The following is a 14,885-nucleotide window of genomic DNA, read 5'->3' as shown; positions in this document are numbered from 1 at the left end:
GGAGAAAGCGTCTCCCCCTTCATGTTTAAGTTTTTGTAAAAATGAATTTGTTATCTCCTCCACTGACTACGCTTTAAGCCAGAGTCAATCCGGAGGCGTTATGCATCGACAATCCTTTTTCCTTGTGCCCCTTATTTGTCTTTCTTCCGCTCTCTGGGCAGCTCCTGCAACGGTAAATGTCGAAGTACTGCAAGACAAACTCGACCATCCCTGGGCGCTGGCCTTTTTACCCGATAATCACGGTATGTTAATCACTCTGCGCGGCGGCGAGTTGCGTCACTGGCAAGCAGGAAAAGGATTATCTGCGCCGCTTTCCGGAGTGCCGGACGTTTGGGCGCACGGGCAGGGCGGCCTGCTGGACGTGGTTTTAGCGCCCGATTTTGCTCAGTCGCGCCGCATCTGGTTAAGTTATTCCGAAGTTGGCGATGATGGCAAAGCCGGAACTGCTGTGGGTTATGGCCGCTTAAGTGATGATCTCTCAAAAGTGACCGACTTCCGCACCGTCTTTCGTCAGATGCCAAAACTGTCTACCGGTAACCATTTTGGCGGGCGGATGGTATTCGACGGTAAAGGTTATCTTTTTATTGCTCTGGGCGAAAACAATCAGCGCCCGACGGCGCAGGATCTGGATAAATTACAGGGCAAACTGGTGCGTCTGACCGACCTGGGAGAAATCCCGGATGATAATCCTTTTATAAAGGAATCCGGTGTGCGCGCCGAGATCTGGTCTTATGGCATTCGTAATCCGCAAGGAATGGCGATGAATCCGTGGAGTAATGCACTATGGCTGAATGAACATGGCCCGCGCGGTGGTGATGAAATTAATATTCCGCAAAAAGGCAAAAACTACGGCTGGCCGCTGGCAACCTGGGGAATCAACTATTCGGGCTTTAAGATACCGGAAGCGAAAGGGGAGATCGTCGCCGGGACCGAGCAACCTGTTTTTTACTGGAAAGATTCGCCCGCCGTGAGCGGCATGGCCTTCTATAACAGCGACAAATTCCCCCAGTGGCAGCAAAAATTATTTATTGGCGCGCTGAAAGATAAAGATGTCATTGTGATGAGCGTCAACGGCGACAAAGTGACAGAAGATGGCCGTATTTTAACGGACAGAGGGCAGCGAATTCGTGATGTTCGCACTGGACCCGACGGTTATTTATACGTTCTCACCGACGAGTCCAGTGGGGAATTACTTAAAGTTAGCCCACGCAATTAGCTAACGGGAATCATCACCACTTTGCGCACTGCGGGGCGTTCAGTGAGTTGCTGATACCAGCGTTGCAGATTTGGACGCGGTGTCCAGGTCAGGCCAACGTTAAACAAATTGTAGATGAACGGTGCGATAGCGATATCGCCCACACCAAACTCGTCGCCTGAGAACCATTTTACTTTTGCCAGTTCCGCATCGAGCAGGGCAAACAGGGCGTCGCACTCTTTGCAACTGGCATCAATGGCGGCCTGATCGCGCTCTTCCGGTGGTGTTCTGACTAATCCCATCAGGATCCCGCGATGAGCATTACTGAGCGTCTGGTTTGCCCAGTCCATCCATTTTTCTGCTTCCGCACGACGTGCCGGTGAGTCGATCCACAGGCGTTTTTGCCCGTACTGTGCCGCCAGATAGCGGACAATGGCGTTTGATTCCCAAAGAATGAGATCACTTTCGTCGTCACGCAACAACGGCACCAGCCCGTTAGGGTTCATCGCCAGAAAATCAGCATCGTGATTTATCCCAAACTCACGGCCCGCGAGAATTTGCTCATAAGGTAGTTCCAGTTCTTCGAGCGTCAGCAATACTTTTTTTACGTTGGTTGAATTATTCCGACCCCACAGCGTAATCATACTCACCCCTTTTCCGACAGGCAGCCACAGGCTGAACAGGACTCCGATGGTGAAGTAAAGTTAACTTTTAAGCAACAGCTGGCAAAAAAATGACACCAGAAGCAGCGAAGCGGCAGGATATTGCATAAACTTTAAAAACTTTACCAACTTACGGTTTCTTTAAGTTTGTGTGTGCGTTATTAATCACCGAACTTATCATACGGCGATATAACGTATTTTTTTTGAATGGATACTCGGGTGGCATTTATGACGCAATACTCCTCTCTCCTTCGTGGTCTTGCAGCGGGTTCTGCATTTTTATTCCTTTTTGCCCCAACGGCATTCGCGGCGGAACAAACCGTTGAAGCGCCGAGCGTGGATGCGCGTGCATGGATTTTAATGGATTACGCCAGCGGTAAAGTGCTGGCAGAAGGCAATGCGGATGAGAAACTGGATCCCGCGAGCCTGACTAAAATTATGACCAGCTATGTGGTTGGGCAGGCGCTTAAGGCCGATAAGATTAAACTCACCGATATGGTGACGGTCGGTAAAGATGCCTGGGCGACGGGAAATCCGGCACTGCGTGGTTCATCGGTAATGTTCCTCAAACCGGGCGATCAGGTTTCGGTGGCAGACTTGAACAAAGGTGTGATTATCCAGTCCGGTAATGACGCCTGTATTGCGCTGGCTGATTACGTTGCCGGGAGCCAGGAGTCATTTATTGGTTTGATGAATGGTTATGCCAAAAAACTGGGTCTGACCAACACTACCTTCCAGACGGTGCACGGCCTGGATGCGCCGGGGCAGTTCAGTACCGCGCGCGATATGGCATTGCTGGGTAAAGCATTGATCCACGATGTGCCGGAAGAGTACGCCATTCATAAAGAGAAAGAGTTCACCTTCAACAAAATTCGTCAGCCTAACCGTAATCGTCTGCTGTGGAGCAGCAATCTGAATGTTGATGGCATGAAGACAGGAACCACGGCAGGCGCGGGATATAATCTGGTTGCTTCGGCTACCCAGGGCGATATGCGTTTAATCTCCGTAGTGCTGGGGGCGAAAACTGACCGTATCCGTTTTAATGAGTCTGAGAAATTATTGACCTGGGGCTTCCGTTTCTTTGAAACCGTGACGCCAATTAAACCTGATGCCACATTTGTGACTCAGCGCGTCTGGTTTGGTGATAAGAGCGAAGTGAATCTCGGGGCAGGCGAAGCGGGCTCAGTGACCATACCGCGTGGGCAGCTGAAAAACCTGAAGGCGAGTTATACGTTAACGGAACCGCAGCTTACCGCACCGCTGAAAAAAGGTCAGGTTGTCGGCACCATTGATTTCCAGCTTAACGGTAAATCCATTGAGCAGCGTCCGCTGATCGTGATGGAAAATGTGGAAGAGGGCGGATTCTTTGGTCGGATGTGGGATTTCGTGATGATGAAATTCCATCAGTGGTTCGGCAGCTGGTTCTCTTAATCTTCTGATAACCGGATGGCGCGAAACGTCATCCGGTTATACGTCATTAATACATCAACTTAATACGCTGCGTCTGCGCGTACTTCACATACTCATCTTCCGGGCAACAATCGCTCACAACAATATCAAAGCGTTTCAGGTCACCCATGCGCGCCGGACGCACCTTGCCAAATTTACTGTGGTCGACAACCAGCACATGCTTTTGCGCCATCGACATGGCCCAGTGTTTTACCGGCAACTCTTCAAGATTAAAGCAGGTAGCGCCTTTACTGACATGCACGCCCGCAGCGGAATAAAAAGCGATATCCGGGCAAAAATTATTCAGCGTTTGCTGAAAATCGATGGGTTTGAAAATGGCGTTGCTGGCGTGAAATTCACCACCGCAAAGAAACGCGCGGCAATGGGGTTTCTCTTTCAGCGCCAGAAAGGTATTTAGCGAATAACAAACGGCGGTAAAAGGGATTTCATTATCAATTGCTTCAATAATCCACGGCGTGGTGGTGCCACAGTCAAAAAAGAGGGTCTGATCGGGTTCTACCAGCGTCGCAGCCAGTTTTGCCGCCCGGCGTTTTTCTTCCACCAGGCGGGATTTTTGATCGCTTAACAGGTAATGGCTGGCGCTGCGTGGTTCCAGAACAATATAGCCGCCGAGCAAAACGACGGGCGCACTGTGGTTGTTCAGATCGCGACGAATCGTCATCTCCGAAACCCCAAGCAGGGCGGCGGCGTCTTTAAGATGTAACTTATCACTGCGTTTTAATTCTTGCAGCAGCTGCCCGATACGCTCTTCGCGACGTGTTTCCATAATCCCTCTGAATAGTTATTGAAGCGAGCCGCTCAATACTACACTTTTTAGCAGAGATCAGTCACGCACCCAGCCTTTGCGGATCGGTAATGCAAAACAGAAGCGATACCACGATTGCAGACGTTGATAGAGTTTATGCCCCATCGCTTGCCAGATAATCTGGGCGCTAAGGCAGCCAATCATACCTGCCAGCAATCCACCGAGCATATCCAGCGGCCAGTGGACGCCAAGATAAACGCGCGACCAGGCAATGACGACGGCCAGCACCATTAAAAGTGAGCCGGACCACAGGCGATGCCAGCATAAAAATGCCAGTGCAAAGGTGAAAATCACCGTACCGTGATCGCTCGGGAATGAGTCATCCGCCGCATGATGCAGGAAGTTATAGCCGATATTTTCGACAAAGGGTCGGTCGTGCGGAAAAAGATGTCCCATCGTCCAGGACACAAACAGGCTGACCGCCAGCGCGATAGCGATTTTTATCACCAGTTGCCGTTGTGCTGTAAGCCCCCACAACCAAAGTACTGCGGCCAGCAACGGCACCACGGTAATCAAATCTTTAGCAATAAAAATCGCCAACGAGATCATCCACGGCGCAGAGTCTGGCGTTGCGTTAATAAGAGAGAATAGAGAGAGATTCAAATTTTCCAGCATAACTTCCCGACGCAAAGTGATTAAAAGGGAGCCAATACAGGCAAGTCGTTGAGAATAAAGTGCAGGTTAAACTGGGTAAAGCGGCATCGTCTTATTTCCCTCAAGCGGCCTGTTTACGGTAGGTGATTGTAACGGGCAAAGGTTAAATAAAACTTAAAGAAAGCGTAGCTATACTCGCAATAATGTAAGAATGTGCTTAACCGTGGTTTCAGCTACAAAATTCGCTTTCTCGTTAGCTGCGCTTTTATTAAACTTTGCGCGATTATTATTGGCGAAGAAATTGCATGCAAAATAAATTAGCTTCCGGTGCCAGGCTTGGACGTCAGGCGTTACTTTTCCCTCTCTGTCTGGTGCTTTACGAATTTTCAACCTATATCGGCAACGATATGATTCAACCCGGTATGTTGGCCGTGGTGGAACAATATCAGGCGGGCATTGATTGGGTTCCTACTTCGATGACTGCGTATCTGGCGGGCGGGATGTTTTTACAATGGCTCCTGGGGCCGTTGTCGGATCGTATTGGCCGCCGTCCGGTGATGTTGGCGGGAGTGGTGTGGTTTATCGTCACCTGTCTGGCAATATTACTGGCGCAAAACATTGAACAATTCACCCTGTTGCGCTTCTTGCAGGGCATAAGCCTCTGTTTCATTGGCGCTGTGGGATACGCCGCAATTCAGGAATCCTTCGAAGAGGCCGTTTGTATCAAGATCACCGCGCTAATGGCGAACGTGGCGCTGATTGCTCCACTACTTGGTCCGCTGGTGGGCGCGGCGTGGATCCATGTGCTGCCCTGGGAGGGGATGTTTGTCTTGTTTGCCGCATTGGCAGCGATCTCCTTTTTCGGTCTGCAACGAGCTATGCCTGAAACCGCCACGCGTATAGGCGAGAAACTGTCGCTGAAAGAACTCGGTCGTGACTATAAGCTGGTGCTGAAGAACGGCCGCTTTGTGGCGGGGGCGCTGGCGCTGGGATTTGTTAGCCTGCCGTTGCTGGCGTGGATCGCCCAGTCGCCGATTATCATCATTACCGGTGAGCAGTTGAGCAGCTATGAATATGGCTTGCTGCAAGTGCCTATTTTCGGGGCGTTAATTGCGGGTAACTTGCTGTTAGCGCGTCTGACCTCGCGCCGCACCGTACGTTCGCTGATTATTATGGGCGGCTGGCCGATTATGATTGGTCTGTTGGTCGCTGCTGCGGCAACGGTTATCTCATCGCACGCGTATTTATGGATGACCGCCGGGTTAAGTATTTATGCTTTCGGTATTGGTCTGGCGAATGCGGGACTGGTGCGATTAACCCTGTTTGCCAGCGATATGAGTAAAGGTACGGTTTCTGCGGCGATGGGGATGCTGCAAATGCTGATCTTTACCGTCGGTATTGAAATCAGCAAACATGCCTGGCTGAACGGGGGCAACGGACTGTTTAATCTCTTCAACCTTGTCAACGGCATTTTGTGGCTGTCGCTGATGGTTATCTTTTTAAAAGATAAACAGATGGGAAATTCGCACGAAGGGTAAAAAAATGCCTGATTGCTTTGTGCGATCAGGCATTCTCGAATTAATGGTGATGGTCGTCAATCTGGTGTTCGATAACCATCCCTTCACCTACGCTGGCAAGATGGCGAACATAAGGATGCGGGCGGTAAGCCGGAGCTGGCGCAGGAGCCGCATAGACGGTTTGCGGCACAGTCGCGACGCTGACCGCTTGTGGAACGCTGACTGAATCAGGAACCACAACCACTTTGTATCCACTCGGCACATAGACGGTGACACTTTGTGCCATCGCCACACCAGTAAAGCCCATTAAAAGCGCGCCCAACAGTAGACAATTTTTCATAATCATTTCGCCTGAAATAATGCAGCGGGTTAATTTCCGCGAATTATGCAGCCTTCATTCAGGTATTGTGTTGCCGGGCGTGCTGCCTTTTTTATTGCTTAAATGGCGCTTCGTGTTTAAGCACTTTATCGATCACATCCAGTACGCCTTCACGGTTATTGGAGCCTGCCCGGTATTTTGCCGCTGCGACGACCGCGCTGCCGGCATTTTCCATTGCAAAACTAAAGCCTGCCTGACGCAGCATCTCAATATCGTTACCACCATCGCCAAAGACCACCACTTCGCTGTCGTCTATTCCCCATAATTTCTGCAGTTGGCGAAGGCCATTGGCTTTATGTACACCGGGGATAATCAGATCGATGCTGCCGTTGCCGGTATGGACCGGTACCATGATATCGCCGATGGCCTCATGTAATGCTTTTTGCACTTGTGGGATCAGTTCGTCAGAGAGATTAAGGCCAAATTTAAAGAAGATATCTTCTAAGTTGTCAAAGTTATCGACGTATTCCAGACGGTGATAATACATTTCCGCCACCGTTTTCATGGCATCGTCATATTTTTTGAGGGTATAGGCGCTATTTTTTCCGCAGGCAATAATTTCCACTTCCGGGCGCGTCAGCAAATGTTCCACGACAGTAGCAAACGCATCCTTCGACAGCTCGCCATTAAAAACATCTTTGCCTTCGCTCACTACCCAGCCGCCGTTTTCAGCCACAAAGGCTATTTCATTAGCAATTTCAGGGAAGAAAGAGATCAACTGATAATATTGATTCCCGCTGGCGACCACAAAGCGAATGCCTTGTGCTTTCATTTGCTGATACTGAGCCATAAACCGCTCACGGTTATAGGTTTTTTGATCGCTTAAGAAAGTACCATCCATGTCTACCGCAATTAATTTAATGCTCATCAACTATTCTCCATCGCCGTCTGCGTTTTGGTATCGGGTTTGGCGACGGCTTTCGCGACAATAGCCGCGAGAATAACCAGCGCCAGTACAACCAGCATTGCACTACGTAATCCATAATGTTCGCCGAGATAGCCCAGCAGCGGCGGCCCGACGAGGAAAGCCAGATAACCGGTCGTAGCTACCACGCTGACGCGGGTTGGTGCATCGGGGCCGGTATCGCTGGCGGCAGAAATGGTCAGCGGGAAGCCCAACGAGGCACCCAGTCCCCAAAGTACAACAGACACCCCAGCGACCCAGGCGCTATCGACAAAAATAATCAGCCCAATACCCAACGCCCCCATTAGTGCACTGGCCCGAACCACGGCAACGCGACTGTAATGGTCAATGAACCAACCGCCGATAAAGCGTCCAACGGTCATCCCCAGGGTAAAACCGGCATAAATCAGCGAGCCGGAAGTAGGGCTAAAACCGTGACCATCAACCATTAATAAGGGTAACCAGTCGTTGGCAGAACCTTCGGCAAAGGCCATCGCCAGCACCACAACACCAATCAGCAGCAACTGGATATCGCGATAAAAAGGTACGCCTTTTTCACCATGCTGGGTGCCATCGGCAGCATTTTTGCCCGTACCGTCAGGGATTGCCTGAATGGCGATATAAATAGGCGCGATGCCTACCAGCGCCGCCAATAAAATGTGCACCGTTGCCGGAACGCCAAAGGCCGTCAGTGCCATCCCGACACCAGCGCCTGCCAGCGTGCCCAGGCTATAAAAACCGTGCATCATCGGTAAAACCGTCTTATTCATTTCTCTCTCAACGGCGGCACCTTCAACGTTTATCGCCACTTCCGCAGAACCAAAACTAGCCCCAAAGACGCCGAGACCAACGGCAAAGAGCAAGGGCGATGTCAGCCAGAGTGCCAGACTTAGTATCATCATCCCAATCAATGCGCAGGACATCGTGACAAGGATGACATTACGCGTCCCAAAGCGTTTCACTAACCACGCTGAGCAGAGAATACCGCTCATCGAACCGATCGACAGACCAAAGAGAACACCGCCCATTTCAGCGATCGAGACAGAGAGAATATCGCGGATAGCAGGCGTACGGGTTGCCCAGGACGCCATTAACAGGCCTGGCAAAAAGAAGAACATAAACAGCGCCCAGGTTCGGCGTTTCAATGCATTACGTGAAGAATTTACGGTCATAGACCACGTCAAAATAAGAAGAGGGAAGACAACATTAGCAAGACTGTGTACATTTGTACACAATTGCAGAGAGAGGAAATGACATGCGTCGCGCTAACGATCCGCAACGGCGAGAAAAAATTATCCAGGCCACGCTGGAGGCGGTGAAACTTTACGGAATACATGCTGTTACACACCGCAAAATTGCTGCCCTTGCCGGGGTGCCGTTGGGATCGATGACCTACTATTTTTCAGGAATTGATGAGTTGTTGCTGGAGGCGTTCAGCCGTTTTACTGAGATCATGTCCCGGCAATATCAGGCATTTTTTAGCGATGTTAGTGATGCTCCAGGCGCATGCCAGGCTATCACCGATATGATCTACAGCTCACAGGTCGCAACGCCGGATAATATGGAGCTGATGTACCAGCTCTACGCGCTGGCTAGCCGAAAACCGCTCTTAAAAACGGTAATGCAAAACTGGATGCAGCGCAGTCAACAAACGCTCGAACAATGGTTTGAACCCGGAACCGCCCGCGCGCTTGATGCGTTTATTGAGGGGATGACGCTGCATTTTGTCACCGACCGTAAGCCGCTATCACGCGAGGAGATTTTGAGGATGGTTGAGAGGATTGCTGGGTAGTAGATAAATTTCAGGCAACAAAAAACCCATCAACCTTGAACCGAAATGGCGGGGTTGATGGGCTCCACAAAATGGGGACATCAAAGAAAAGCAGTGGCACTAATTAAGACTGATGCCCTGCGGAAAAGTTCTGCGGTTGTGCAAAAAAATTTCATTTTCAGGGCAACTTCAGTTTTATCCTAATCCTGGCCATACCATGACGATGATTGTCCCTGCCAGCGTCAGCAGGACGTTGGCGATTGCATAGGTGCCCGCATAGCCCAGCGCCGGGATGTTACTGCGAGCTGTATCACTGATGATCTCCATTGCCGGCGCGCAGGTGCGTGCGCCCATCATTGCGCCGAACAACAGTGCGCGGTTCATTCGCAATACATAAGCACCGAACAAGAAACAGATAACCACTGGCACAAGACTGACAATCAATCCGGCAATCAACATCTGACCGCCAATCGCGCCCAGGCCGTTATTAATACCGCTACCGGCGCTCAGACCAACGCCTGCCATAAACACCATTAAGCCGAACTCTTTCACCATGCTTAATGCACCCTGCGGAATGTAACCGAAGGTCGGGTGGTTAGCGCGCATAAATCCCAGCATAATTCCGGCGAATAACAACCCGGCAGCGTTCCCCATGCCGAAACTGAATGTGCTGAACTGGAAGGTGATCATCCCGATCATCAGCCCAATAACAAAGAAGGCGCAGAATGCCAGCAAGTCAGTGACCTGGCTGTGAATCGAGATAAAGCCGATGCGATCGGCGATGGTTTTTACGCGACGGGCATCGCCGCTGACTTGTAAAACGTCACCTTTGTTAAGCACGACGTTGTCATCTATCGGCATCTCAATCTGGCTACGAATGACGCGGTTAAGGAAGCAACCGTGATCGGTCAACTTCAGTTGTGCGAGACGTTTGCCCACGGCGTTATGGTTTTTAACGACCACTTCTTCAGTGACGATACGCATGTCGAGAAGGTCACGATCGAAAACTTCTTTGCCGTTACGGAAGCTGGGATCGAGTCGTGCGTGGGCGTCGGGATAGCCTACCAACGCTATTTCATCTCCCATTTGTAGCACAGCATCACCGTCTGGATTCGCCAGAATCCCGTTACGTCGAATACGTTCAATGTAGCAGCCAGTTTGTCGATAAATACCCAGTTCACGCAGATTTTTGCCGTCGGTCCAGGCCACCAGCTCCGGGCCGACGCGGTAGGCGCGGATCACCGGTAAATAAACCTTACGGTTGGCATCAGTGTCCAGGCCACGTTCGCGGGCGATTTGCTGGGCGCTGGTCTGTAAGTCCTGATGCTGCAATTTCGGCAAGTAACGCGCACCAACAATCAAACTCACCAGACCGATTAAATAGGTTAAGGCATACCCGAGGCTCAGATTATCCAGTGCCAGTGAGAGCTGCCTGCTTTCCATGCCGGAATGACGCAGTGTATCGCCAGCACCGACCAGAACCGGTGTCGACGTCATAGAGCCAGCTAACATACCGGCCGTCAGGCCAATATCCCAGCCAAACAGCTTACCTAACCCTAAGGCGATCACCAGCGCACTGCCAACCATCACCAGTGCTAACATTAGGTAATTTTTCCCATCGCGAAAAAAAATGGAAAAAAAGTTCGGTCCGGCTTCGACCCCGACGCAGAAAATAAACAGCATAAAGCCAAGATTAAGCGCGTCGGTGTTAATGCTGAAATGTTGTTGGCCTAATAACAGCGATACGACTAAAACGCCAATGGAATTACCCAGTTGGATCGAACCAAGTCGTAATTTCCCGAGACATAGCCCAAGCGCGAGGACCACAAATAATAACAGAATGTAATTCCCATTTAACAATTCGGCGACGTTTATATTCACGGAGGCTAACTTCTTGTTTACTAGTAAGCTGTTGAAAGAAATGGTAATTTACGATAATGTTTTTTACCAGAATTCAGGGCGCAGATTCATTCAGCGCACCTAAACGATAGTAAAGTAACAATATATTTTACTAGTGTAATCACATTAGGTATCAACGGCTATATGAATTGCGTTGGCCTATATTAGCATGGAATGCGAAGCGGCTTTATCTTACTGAACGCCACACTGGCGAAAAATGTGTTCGATAGACGCAGTGTCAGGAGGAACGAGTGAAACATAAACAACGTTGGGCGGGGGCAATCTGCTGTTTTGTCCTCTTCATTGTGGTGTGTCTTTTTCTGGCGACGCACATGAAAGGCGCTTTTCGGGCTGCCGGGCATCCTGAAATCGGTTTGCTATTTTTCATTCTTCCTGGTGCAGTTGCCAGCTTCTTTTCACATCGTAGAGAAGTCCTGAAACCTCTGTTTGGCGCAATGCTGGCGGCACCCTGTTCGATGCTCATTATGCGGCTGTTTTTTTCACCGACGCGCTCATTCTGGCAAGAGCTGGCATGGTTATTAAGTGCGGTGTTCTGGTGTGCGCTGGGGGCATTGTGTTTCTTATTTATCAGTAGTTTGTTTAAACCACAGCACAGAAAAAATCAATAAAGCCCTCAACGCGAGGGCTTGTCAGACGATCAGGCGTCCAGATTCTCTTTCACCCATGCAGCAAAATCGGTATAGCCGCCGATATGTTGCTGATCGACAAAAATCTGCGGCACGGTTTCTACGGGTTTACCTGCCTTTTGTTGTAGATCTTCTTTAGTGATCCCTTCCGCACGAATATCTACATACTGATACTGGAAATCATCGCGCTCATTGCTCAATTTCTCGGCCAGATCTTTGGCACGCACACAGTAAGGGCAACCCGGACGACCAAAAATAACGGTTTGCATTATTTCTCTCCTCATAGATTTATGCCTGTAATGATCACGCTAAAATGTATTCGCTGAAAGTAGGTTTAACCTGTTGCATTAATTGCTAAAAGCTATAACTGTTAAACACAATGCAGTGAAAAGTTTTAGACTGAAGGCTCACTTTGCAGAGGGAAGCGTATGCGCGCGATCGGTAAATTGCCTAAAAGCGTGTTGATACTGGAATTTATCGGAATGATGTTGCTGGCGGTGGCGCTGCTGTCGGTAAGCGACTCCCTGTCGCTACCTGAGCCATTTTCTCGGCCAGAAGTGCAGATTCTGATGATTTTTCTCGGTGTTTTGCTCATGATTCCCGCTGCGGTGGTGGTTATTCTTCAGGTGGCAAAACGTCTTGCCCCACAGCTGATGAACCATCCACCGCAATATTCACGTTCAGAAAGAGAAAAAGATAATGACGCCAACCATTGAACTTATTTGTGGCCATCGCTCCATTCGCCATTTCACTGATGAACCCATTTCCGAAGCGCAGCGTGAGGCGATTATTAACAGCGCCCGTGCGACGTCCAGTTCCAGTTTTTTGCAGTGCAGTAGCATTATTCGCATTACCGACAAAGCGTTACGTGAAGAACTGGTAACGCTGACCGGCGGGCAAAAACACGTAGCGCAAGCGGCGGAGTTTTGGGTGTTCTGTGCCGACTTTAACCGCCATTTACAGATCTGTCCGGATGCTCAGCTCGGCCTGGCGGAACAACTGTTGCTCGGTGTCGTTGATACGGCAATGATGGCGCAGAATGCATTAACCGCAGCGGAATCGCTGGGATTGGGCGGGGTATATATCGGCGGCCTGCGCAATAATATTGAAGCGGTGACGGAACTGCTGAAATTACCGCAGCATGTTCTGCCGCTGTTTGGGCTGTGCCTTGGCTGGCCTGCGGATAATCCGGATCTTAAGCCGCGTTTACCGGCCTCCATTTTGGTGCATGAAAACAGCTATCAACCGCTGGATAAAGACGTACTGGCGCAGTATGACGAGCAACTGGCGGAATATTACCTCACCCGTGGCAGCAATAATCGCCGGGATACCTGGAGCGATCATATCCGCCGAACAATCATTAAAGAAAGCCGCCCATTTATTCTGGATTATTTGCACAAACAGGGTTGGGCGACGCGCTAAAACTGCCACGTCGATGTATGATACGCGGGCTTTTGACCAGGTCTGACAGAGAGGTGCAGGGTGAAAATTGCCATATTGTCCCGGGATGGAACGCTCTATTCGTGTAAGCGGCTGCGTGAAGCCGCTATACAGCGCGGTCACCTGGTTGAAATTCTTGATCCGCTTTCTTGCTACATGAACATAAATCCTGCGGCGTCTTCTATTCACTACAAAGGCCGCAAGTTACCCCATTTTGACGCAGTGATCCCGCGTATTGGCACCGCCATTACCTTTTATGGGACGGCGGCACTGCGCCAGTTCGAGATGCTGGGGAGCTATCCGCTCAATGAGTCGGTCGCCATTGCCCGGGCGCGTGACAAATTGCGTTCCATGCAACTGCTGGCGCGTCAGGGCATCGACCTGCCTGTCACGGGCATTGCGCATTCGCCGGATGATACCAGCGATTTAATCGACATGGTCGGTGGTGCGCCGCTGGTGGTCAAGCTGGTTGAAGGCACGCAGGGAATTGGCGTCGTGCTGGCGGAGACGCGTCAGGCGGCGGAAAGCGTGATTGACGCTTTCCGCGGTCTGAACGCGCATATTCTGGTGCAGGAATATATCAAAGAGGCGCAAGGGTGCGATATCCGCTGTCTGGTTGTTGGCGATGAAGTAGTCGCTGCGATTGAACGGCGGGCGAAAGAGGGCGATTTTCGTTCCAATTTGCATCGTGGCGGCGCGGCAAGCGTCGCCAGTATCACACCACAGGAGCGTGAAATCGCGATAAAAGCCGCGCGAACGATGGCGCTGGACGTTGCTGGTGTGGATATTCTGCGTGCTAATCGCGGGCCGTTGGTGATGGAAGTGAATGCGTCGCCAGGGCTGGAAGGAATAGAAAAAACCACCGGTATCGACATCGCGAGTAAAATGATCCGCTGGATCGAACGCCACGCTACGACAGAATATTGCCTGAAAACGGGTGGTTAGTCGCAATCACATTACTGATCATGGTTTTGCCTGCGCTTTTTGCGTAAGCTGTGCCGGTCTTTTTATCGGAAGAGGTTGTACAAAATTATGACATCGCTGGTCGTTCCTGGTCTGGATACGTTGCGTCAATGGCTCGATGACCTGGGGATGAGTTTTTTTGAATGTGATAACTGTCAGGCTCTGCATCTGCCCCATATGCAGAATTTCGACGGTGTCTTTGATGCTAAAATCGATCTGATCGATAACACGATCCTGTTTTCTGCCATGGCGGAAGTCCGACCTTCAGCCGTATTGCCGCTGGCGGCGGATTTATCAGCCATCAATGCCAGTTCGCTGACCGTGAAAGCATTTCTTGATATGCAGGATGATAATCTGCCAAAGCTGGTGGTTTGCCAGTCTTTATCCGTTATGCAGGGCGTAACCTATGAGCAGTTTGCATGGTTCGTGCGTCAGAGCGAAGAGCAGATTTCGATGGTCATTCTTGAAGCTAATGCCCATCAACTGCTGTTACCGACTGACGATGAAGGGCAAAATAACGTTACCGAAAACTATTTCCTCCACTGATAACTCCTTTCGAGCACGCAGTCGCTGCCGCAGTGACTGCGTGCCGCAAAATTATCCGCTGTTTTTAACCTTTTATTAAAGATTAATTCACTT

Annotated in this window: 17 protein-coding genes; 9 read left to right on the top strand and 8 right to left on the bottom strand. The window is 50.4% G+C overall.

Annotation, left to right across the window (positions count from 1 at the left end):
• The first annotated feature begins 100 nt into the window (after window positions 1-100).
• Entirely contained in the window at window positions 101-1,216 is a 1,116-nt protein-coding gene (gene yliI / locus HBM92_RS16340) for an aldose sugar dehydrogenase YliI (RefSeq protein ID WP_000555041.1), read from the top strand.
• On the opposite strand, the gene gstB is transcribed toward yliI, so the two are convergent.
• Window positions 1,213-1,839 (bottom strand): glutathione S-transferase GstB, encoded by a 627-nt coding sequence (gene gstB, locus HBM92_RS16335; protein WP_001295292.1) that lies wholly within the window; start codon window positions 1,837-1,839, stop codon window positions 1,213-1,215. The genes yliI and gstB overlap by 4 nt on opposite strands.
• Window positions 1,840-2,085: 246 nt before the next feature.
• Between gstB and dacC the strand changes: the two genes are divergently transcribed.
• A complete protein-coding gene (gene dacC, locus HBM92_RS16330) occupies window positions 2,086-3,288 on the top strand; it encodes a serine-type D-Ala-D-Ala carboxypeptidase (protein ID WP_000195961.1) in 1,203 nt (400 codons plus the stop codon).
• 46 nt (window positions 3,289-3,334) lie between these two features.
• Here the strand turns inward: dacC and deoR are convergent, their stop codons facing one another.
• Both deoR and ybjG read right to left on the bottom strand, forming a co-directional pair.
• Window positions 3,335-4,093, bottom strand: a complete 759-nt coding sequence (gene deoR, locus HBM92_RS16325) for a DNA-binding transcriptional repressor DeoR (RefSeq protein ID WP_000450121.1) — start codon at window positions 4,091-4,093, stop codon at window positions 3,335-3,337.
• A 57-nt stretch (window positions 4,094-4,150) separates the two neighbouring features.
• Window positions 4,151-4,747, bottom strand: coding sequence for an undecaprenyl-diphosphate phosphatase (gene ybjG, locus HBM92_RS16320; RefSeq protein WP_000892317.1), 597 nt, complete (start codon window positions 4,745-4,747; stop codon window positions 4,151-4,153).
• Between the two features lie 284 nt (window positions 4,748-5,031).
• On the opposite strand from ybjG, the gene mdfA reads away from it, so the two are divergent.
• Window positions 5,032-6,264: a multidrug efflux MFS transporter MdfA gene (gene mdfA / locus HBM92_RS16315; protein ID WP_001180089.1), complete on the top strand. Its 1,233-nt coding sequence runs from the start codon at window positions 5,032-5,034 to the stop codon at window positions 6,262-6,264.
• Between the two features lie 40 nt (window positions 6,265-6,304).
• Here the strand turns inward: mdfA and ybjH are convergent, their stop codons facing one another.
• The 3 genes from ybjH to HBM92_RS16300 all read right to left on the bottom strand — a co-directional run bounded on the left by ybjH (window position 6,305) and on the right by HBM92_RS16300 (window position 8,698).
• Entirely contained in the window at window positions 6,305-6,589 is a 285-nt protein-coding gene (gene ybjH / locus HBM92_RS16310; protein ID WP_000605488.1) for a protein YbjH, read from the bottom strand.
• Window positions 6,590-6,674: 85 nt separating this feature from the next.
• Window positions 6,675-7,490 carry a 5-amino-6-(5-phospho-D-ribitylamino)uracil phosphatase gene (gene ybjI, locus HBM92_RS16305; protein WP_001298572.1) on the bottom strand — a complete coding sequence of 272 codons (816 nt, stop codon included), beginning with the start codon at window positions 7,488-7,490 and terminating at the stop codon, window positions 6,675-6,677.
• Entirely contained in the window at window positions 7,490-8,698 is a 1,209-nt protein-coding gene (locus tag HBM92_RS16300; protein WP_001313692.1) for an MFS transporter, read from the bottom strand. Before HBM92_RS16300 ends, ybjI begins: the two co-directional genes overlap by 1 nt.
• An 83-nt stretch (window positions 8,699-8,781) precedes the next feature.
• Here HBM92_RS16300 and rcdA point away from each other — a divergent pair, with 83 nt between their 5' ends.
• On the top strand, window positions 8,782-9,318 hold the full coding sequence (gene rcdA / locus HBM92_RS16295) for a DNA-binding transcriptional regulator RcdA (protein ID WP_001304778.1): 537 nt from the start codon (window positions 8,782-8,784) through the stop codon (window positions 9,316-9,318).
• 174 nt (window positions 9,319-9,492) lie between these two features.
• Here the strand turns inward: rcdA and HBM92_RS16290 are convergent, their stop codons facing one another.
• The gene (locus HBM92_RS16290) at window positions 9,493-11,178 is read right to left on the bottom strand and encodes an aspartate:alanine antiporter (RefSeq protein WP_001024876.1); all 1,686 of its coding nucleotides are present in this window, start codon (window positions 11,176-11,178) and stop codon (window positions 9,493-9,495) included.
• A gap of 269 nt (window positions 11,179-11,447) precedes the next feature.
• Here HBM92_RS16290 and HBM92_RS16285 point away from each other — a divergent pair, with 269 nt between their 5' ends.
• Window positions 11,448-11,825: an inner membrane protein YbjM gene (locus HBM92_RS16285; RefSeq protein ID WP_000681104.1), complete on the top strand. Its 378-nt coding sequence runs from the start codon at window positions 11,448-11,450 to the stop codon at window positions 11,823-11,825.
• A gap of 29 nt (window positions 11,826-11,854) precedes the next feature.
• Here the strand turns inward: HBM92_RS16285 and grxA are convergent, their stop codons facing one another.
• Window positions 11,855-12,112 carry a glutaredoxin 1 gene (gene grxA, locus HBM92_RS16280; RefSeq protein WP_001195231.1) on the bottom strand — a complete coding sequence of 86 codons (258 nt, stop codon included), beginning with the start codon at window positions 12,110-12,112 and terminating at the stop codon, window positions 11,855-11,857.
• Between the two features lie 159 nt (window positions 12,113-12,271).
• Between grxA and HBM92_RS16275 the strand changes: the two genes are divergently transcribed.
• From HBM92_RS16275 to HBM92_RS16260, 4 genes are all read left to right on the top strand, one after another.
• A complete protein-coding gene (locus HBM92_RS16275) occupies window positions 12,272-12,559 on the top strand; it encodes a DUF1418 family protein (protein WP_001201570.1) in 288 nt (95 codons plus the stop codon).
• On the top strand, window positions 12,543-13,265 hold the full coding sequence (gene nfsA / locus HBM92_RS16270) for a nitroreductase NfsA (RefSeq protein ID WP_000189167.1): 723 nt from the start codon (window positions 12,543-12,545) through the stop codon (window positions 13,263-13,265). The genes HBM92_RS16275 and nfsA overlap by 17 nt, the downstream gene beginning before the upstream one ends.
• A gap of 60 nt (window positions 13,266-13,325) precedes the next feature.
• Window positions 13,326-14,228 (top strand): 30S ribosomal protein S6--L-glutamate ligase, encoded by a 903-nt coding sequence (gene rimK / locus HBM92_RS16265; RefSeq protein WP_000684325.1) that lies wholly within the window; start codon window positions 13,326-13,328, stop codon window positions 14,226-14,228.
• 87 nt (window positions 14,229-14,315) lie between these two features.
• On the top strand, window positions 14,316-14,792 hold the full coding sequence (locus HBM92_RS16260) for a YbjN domain-containing protein (RefSeq protein WP_000203025.1): 477 nt from the start codon (window positions 14,316-14,318) through the stop codon (window positions 14,790-14,792).
• The last annotated feature ends 93 nt before the right edge of the window (window positions 14,793-14,885 follow it).

Origin of the sequence: Escherichia sp. E.sYA108 (assembly GCF_011754335.1) — a bacterium.
In the GTDB taxonomy this organism is placed as follows: domain Bacteria; phylum Pseudomonadota; class Gammaproteobacteria; order Enterobacterales; family Enterobacteriaceae; genus Escherichia; species Escherichia coli.
This window is presented reverse-complemented; position numbering and strand designations above follow the sequence as displayed.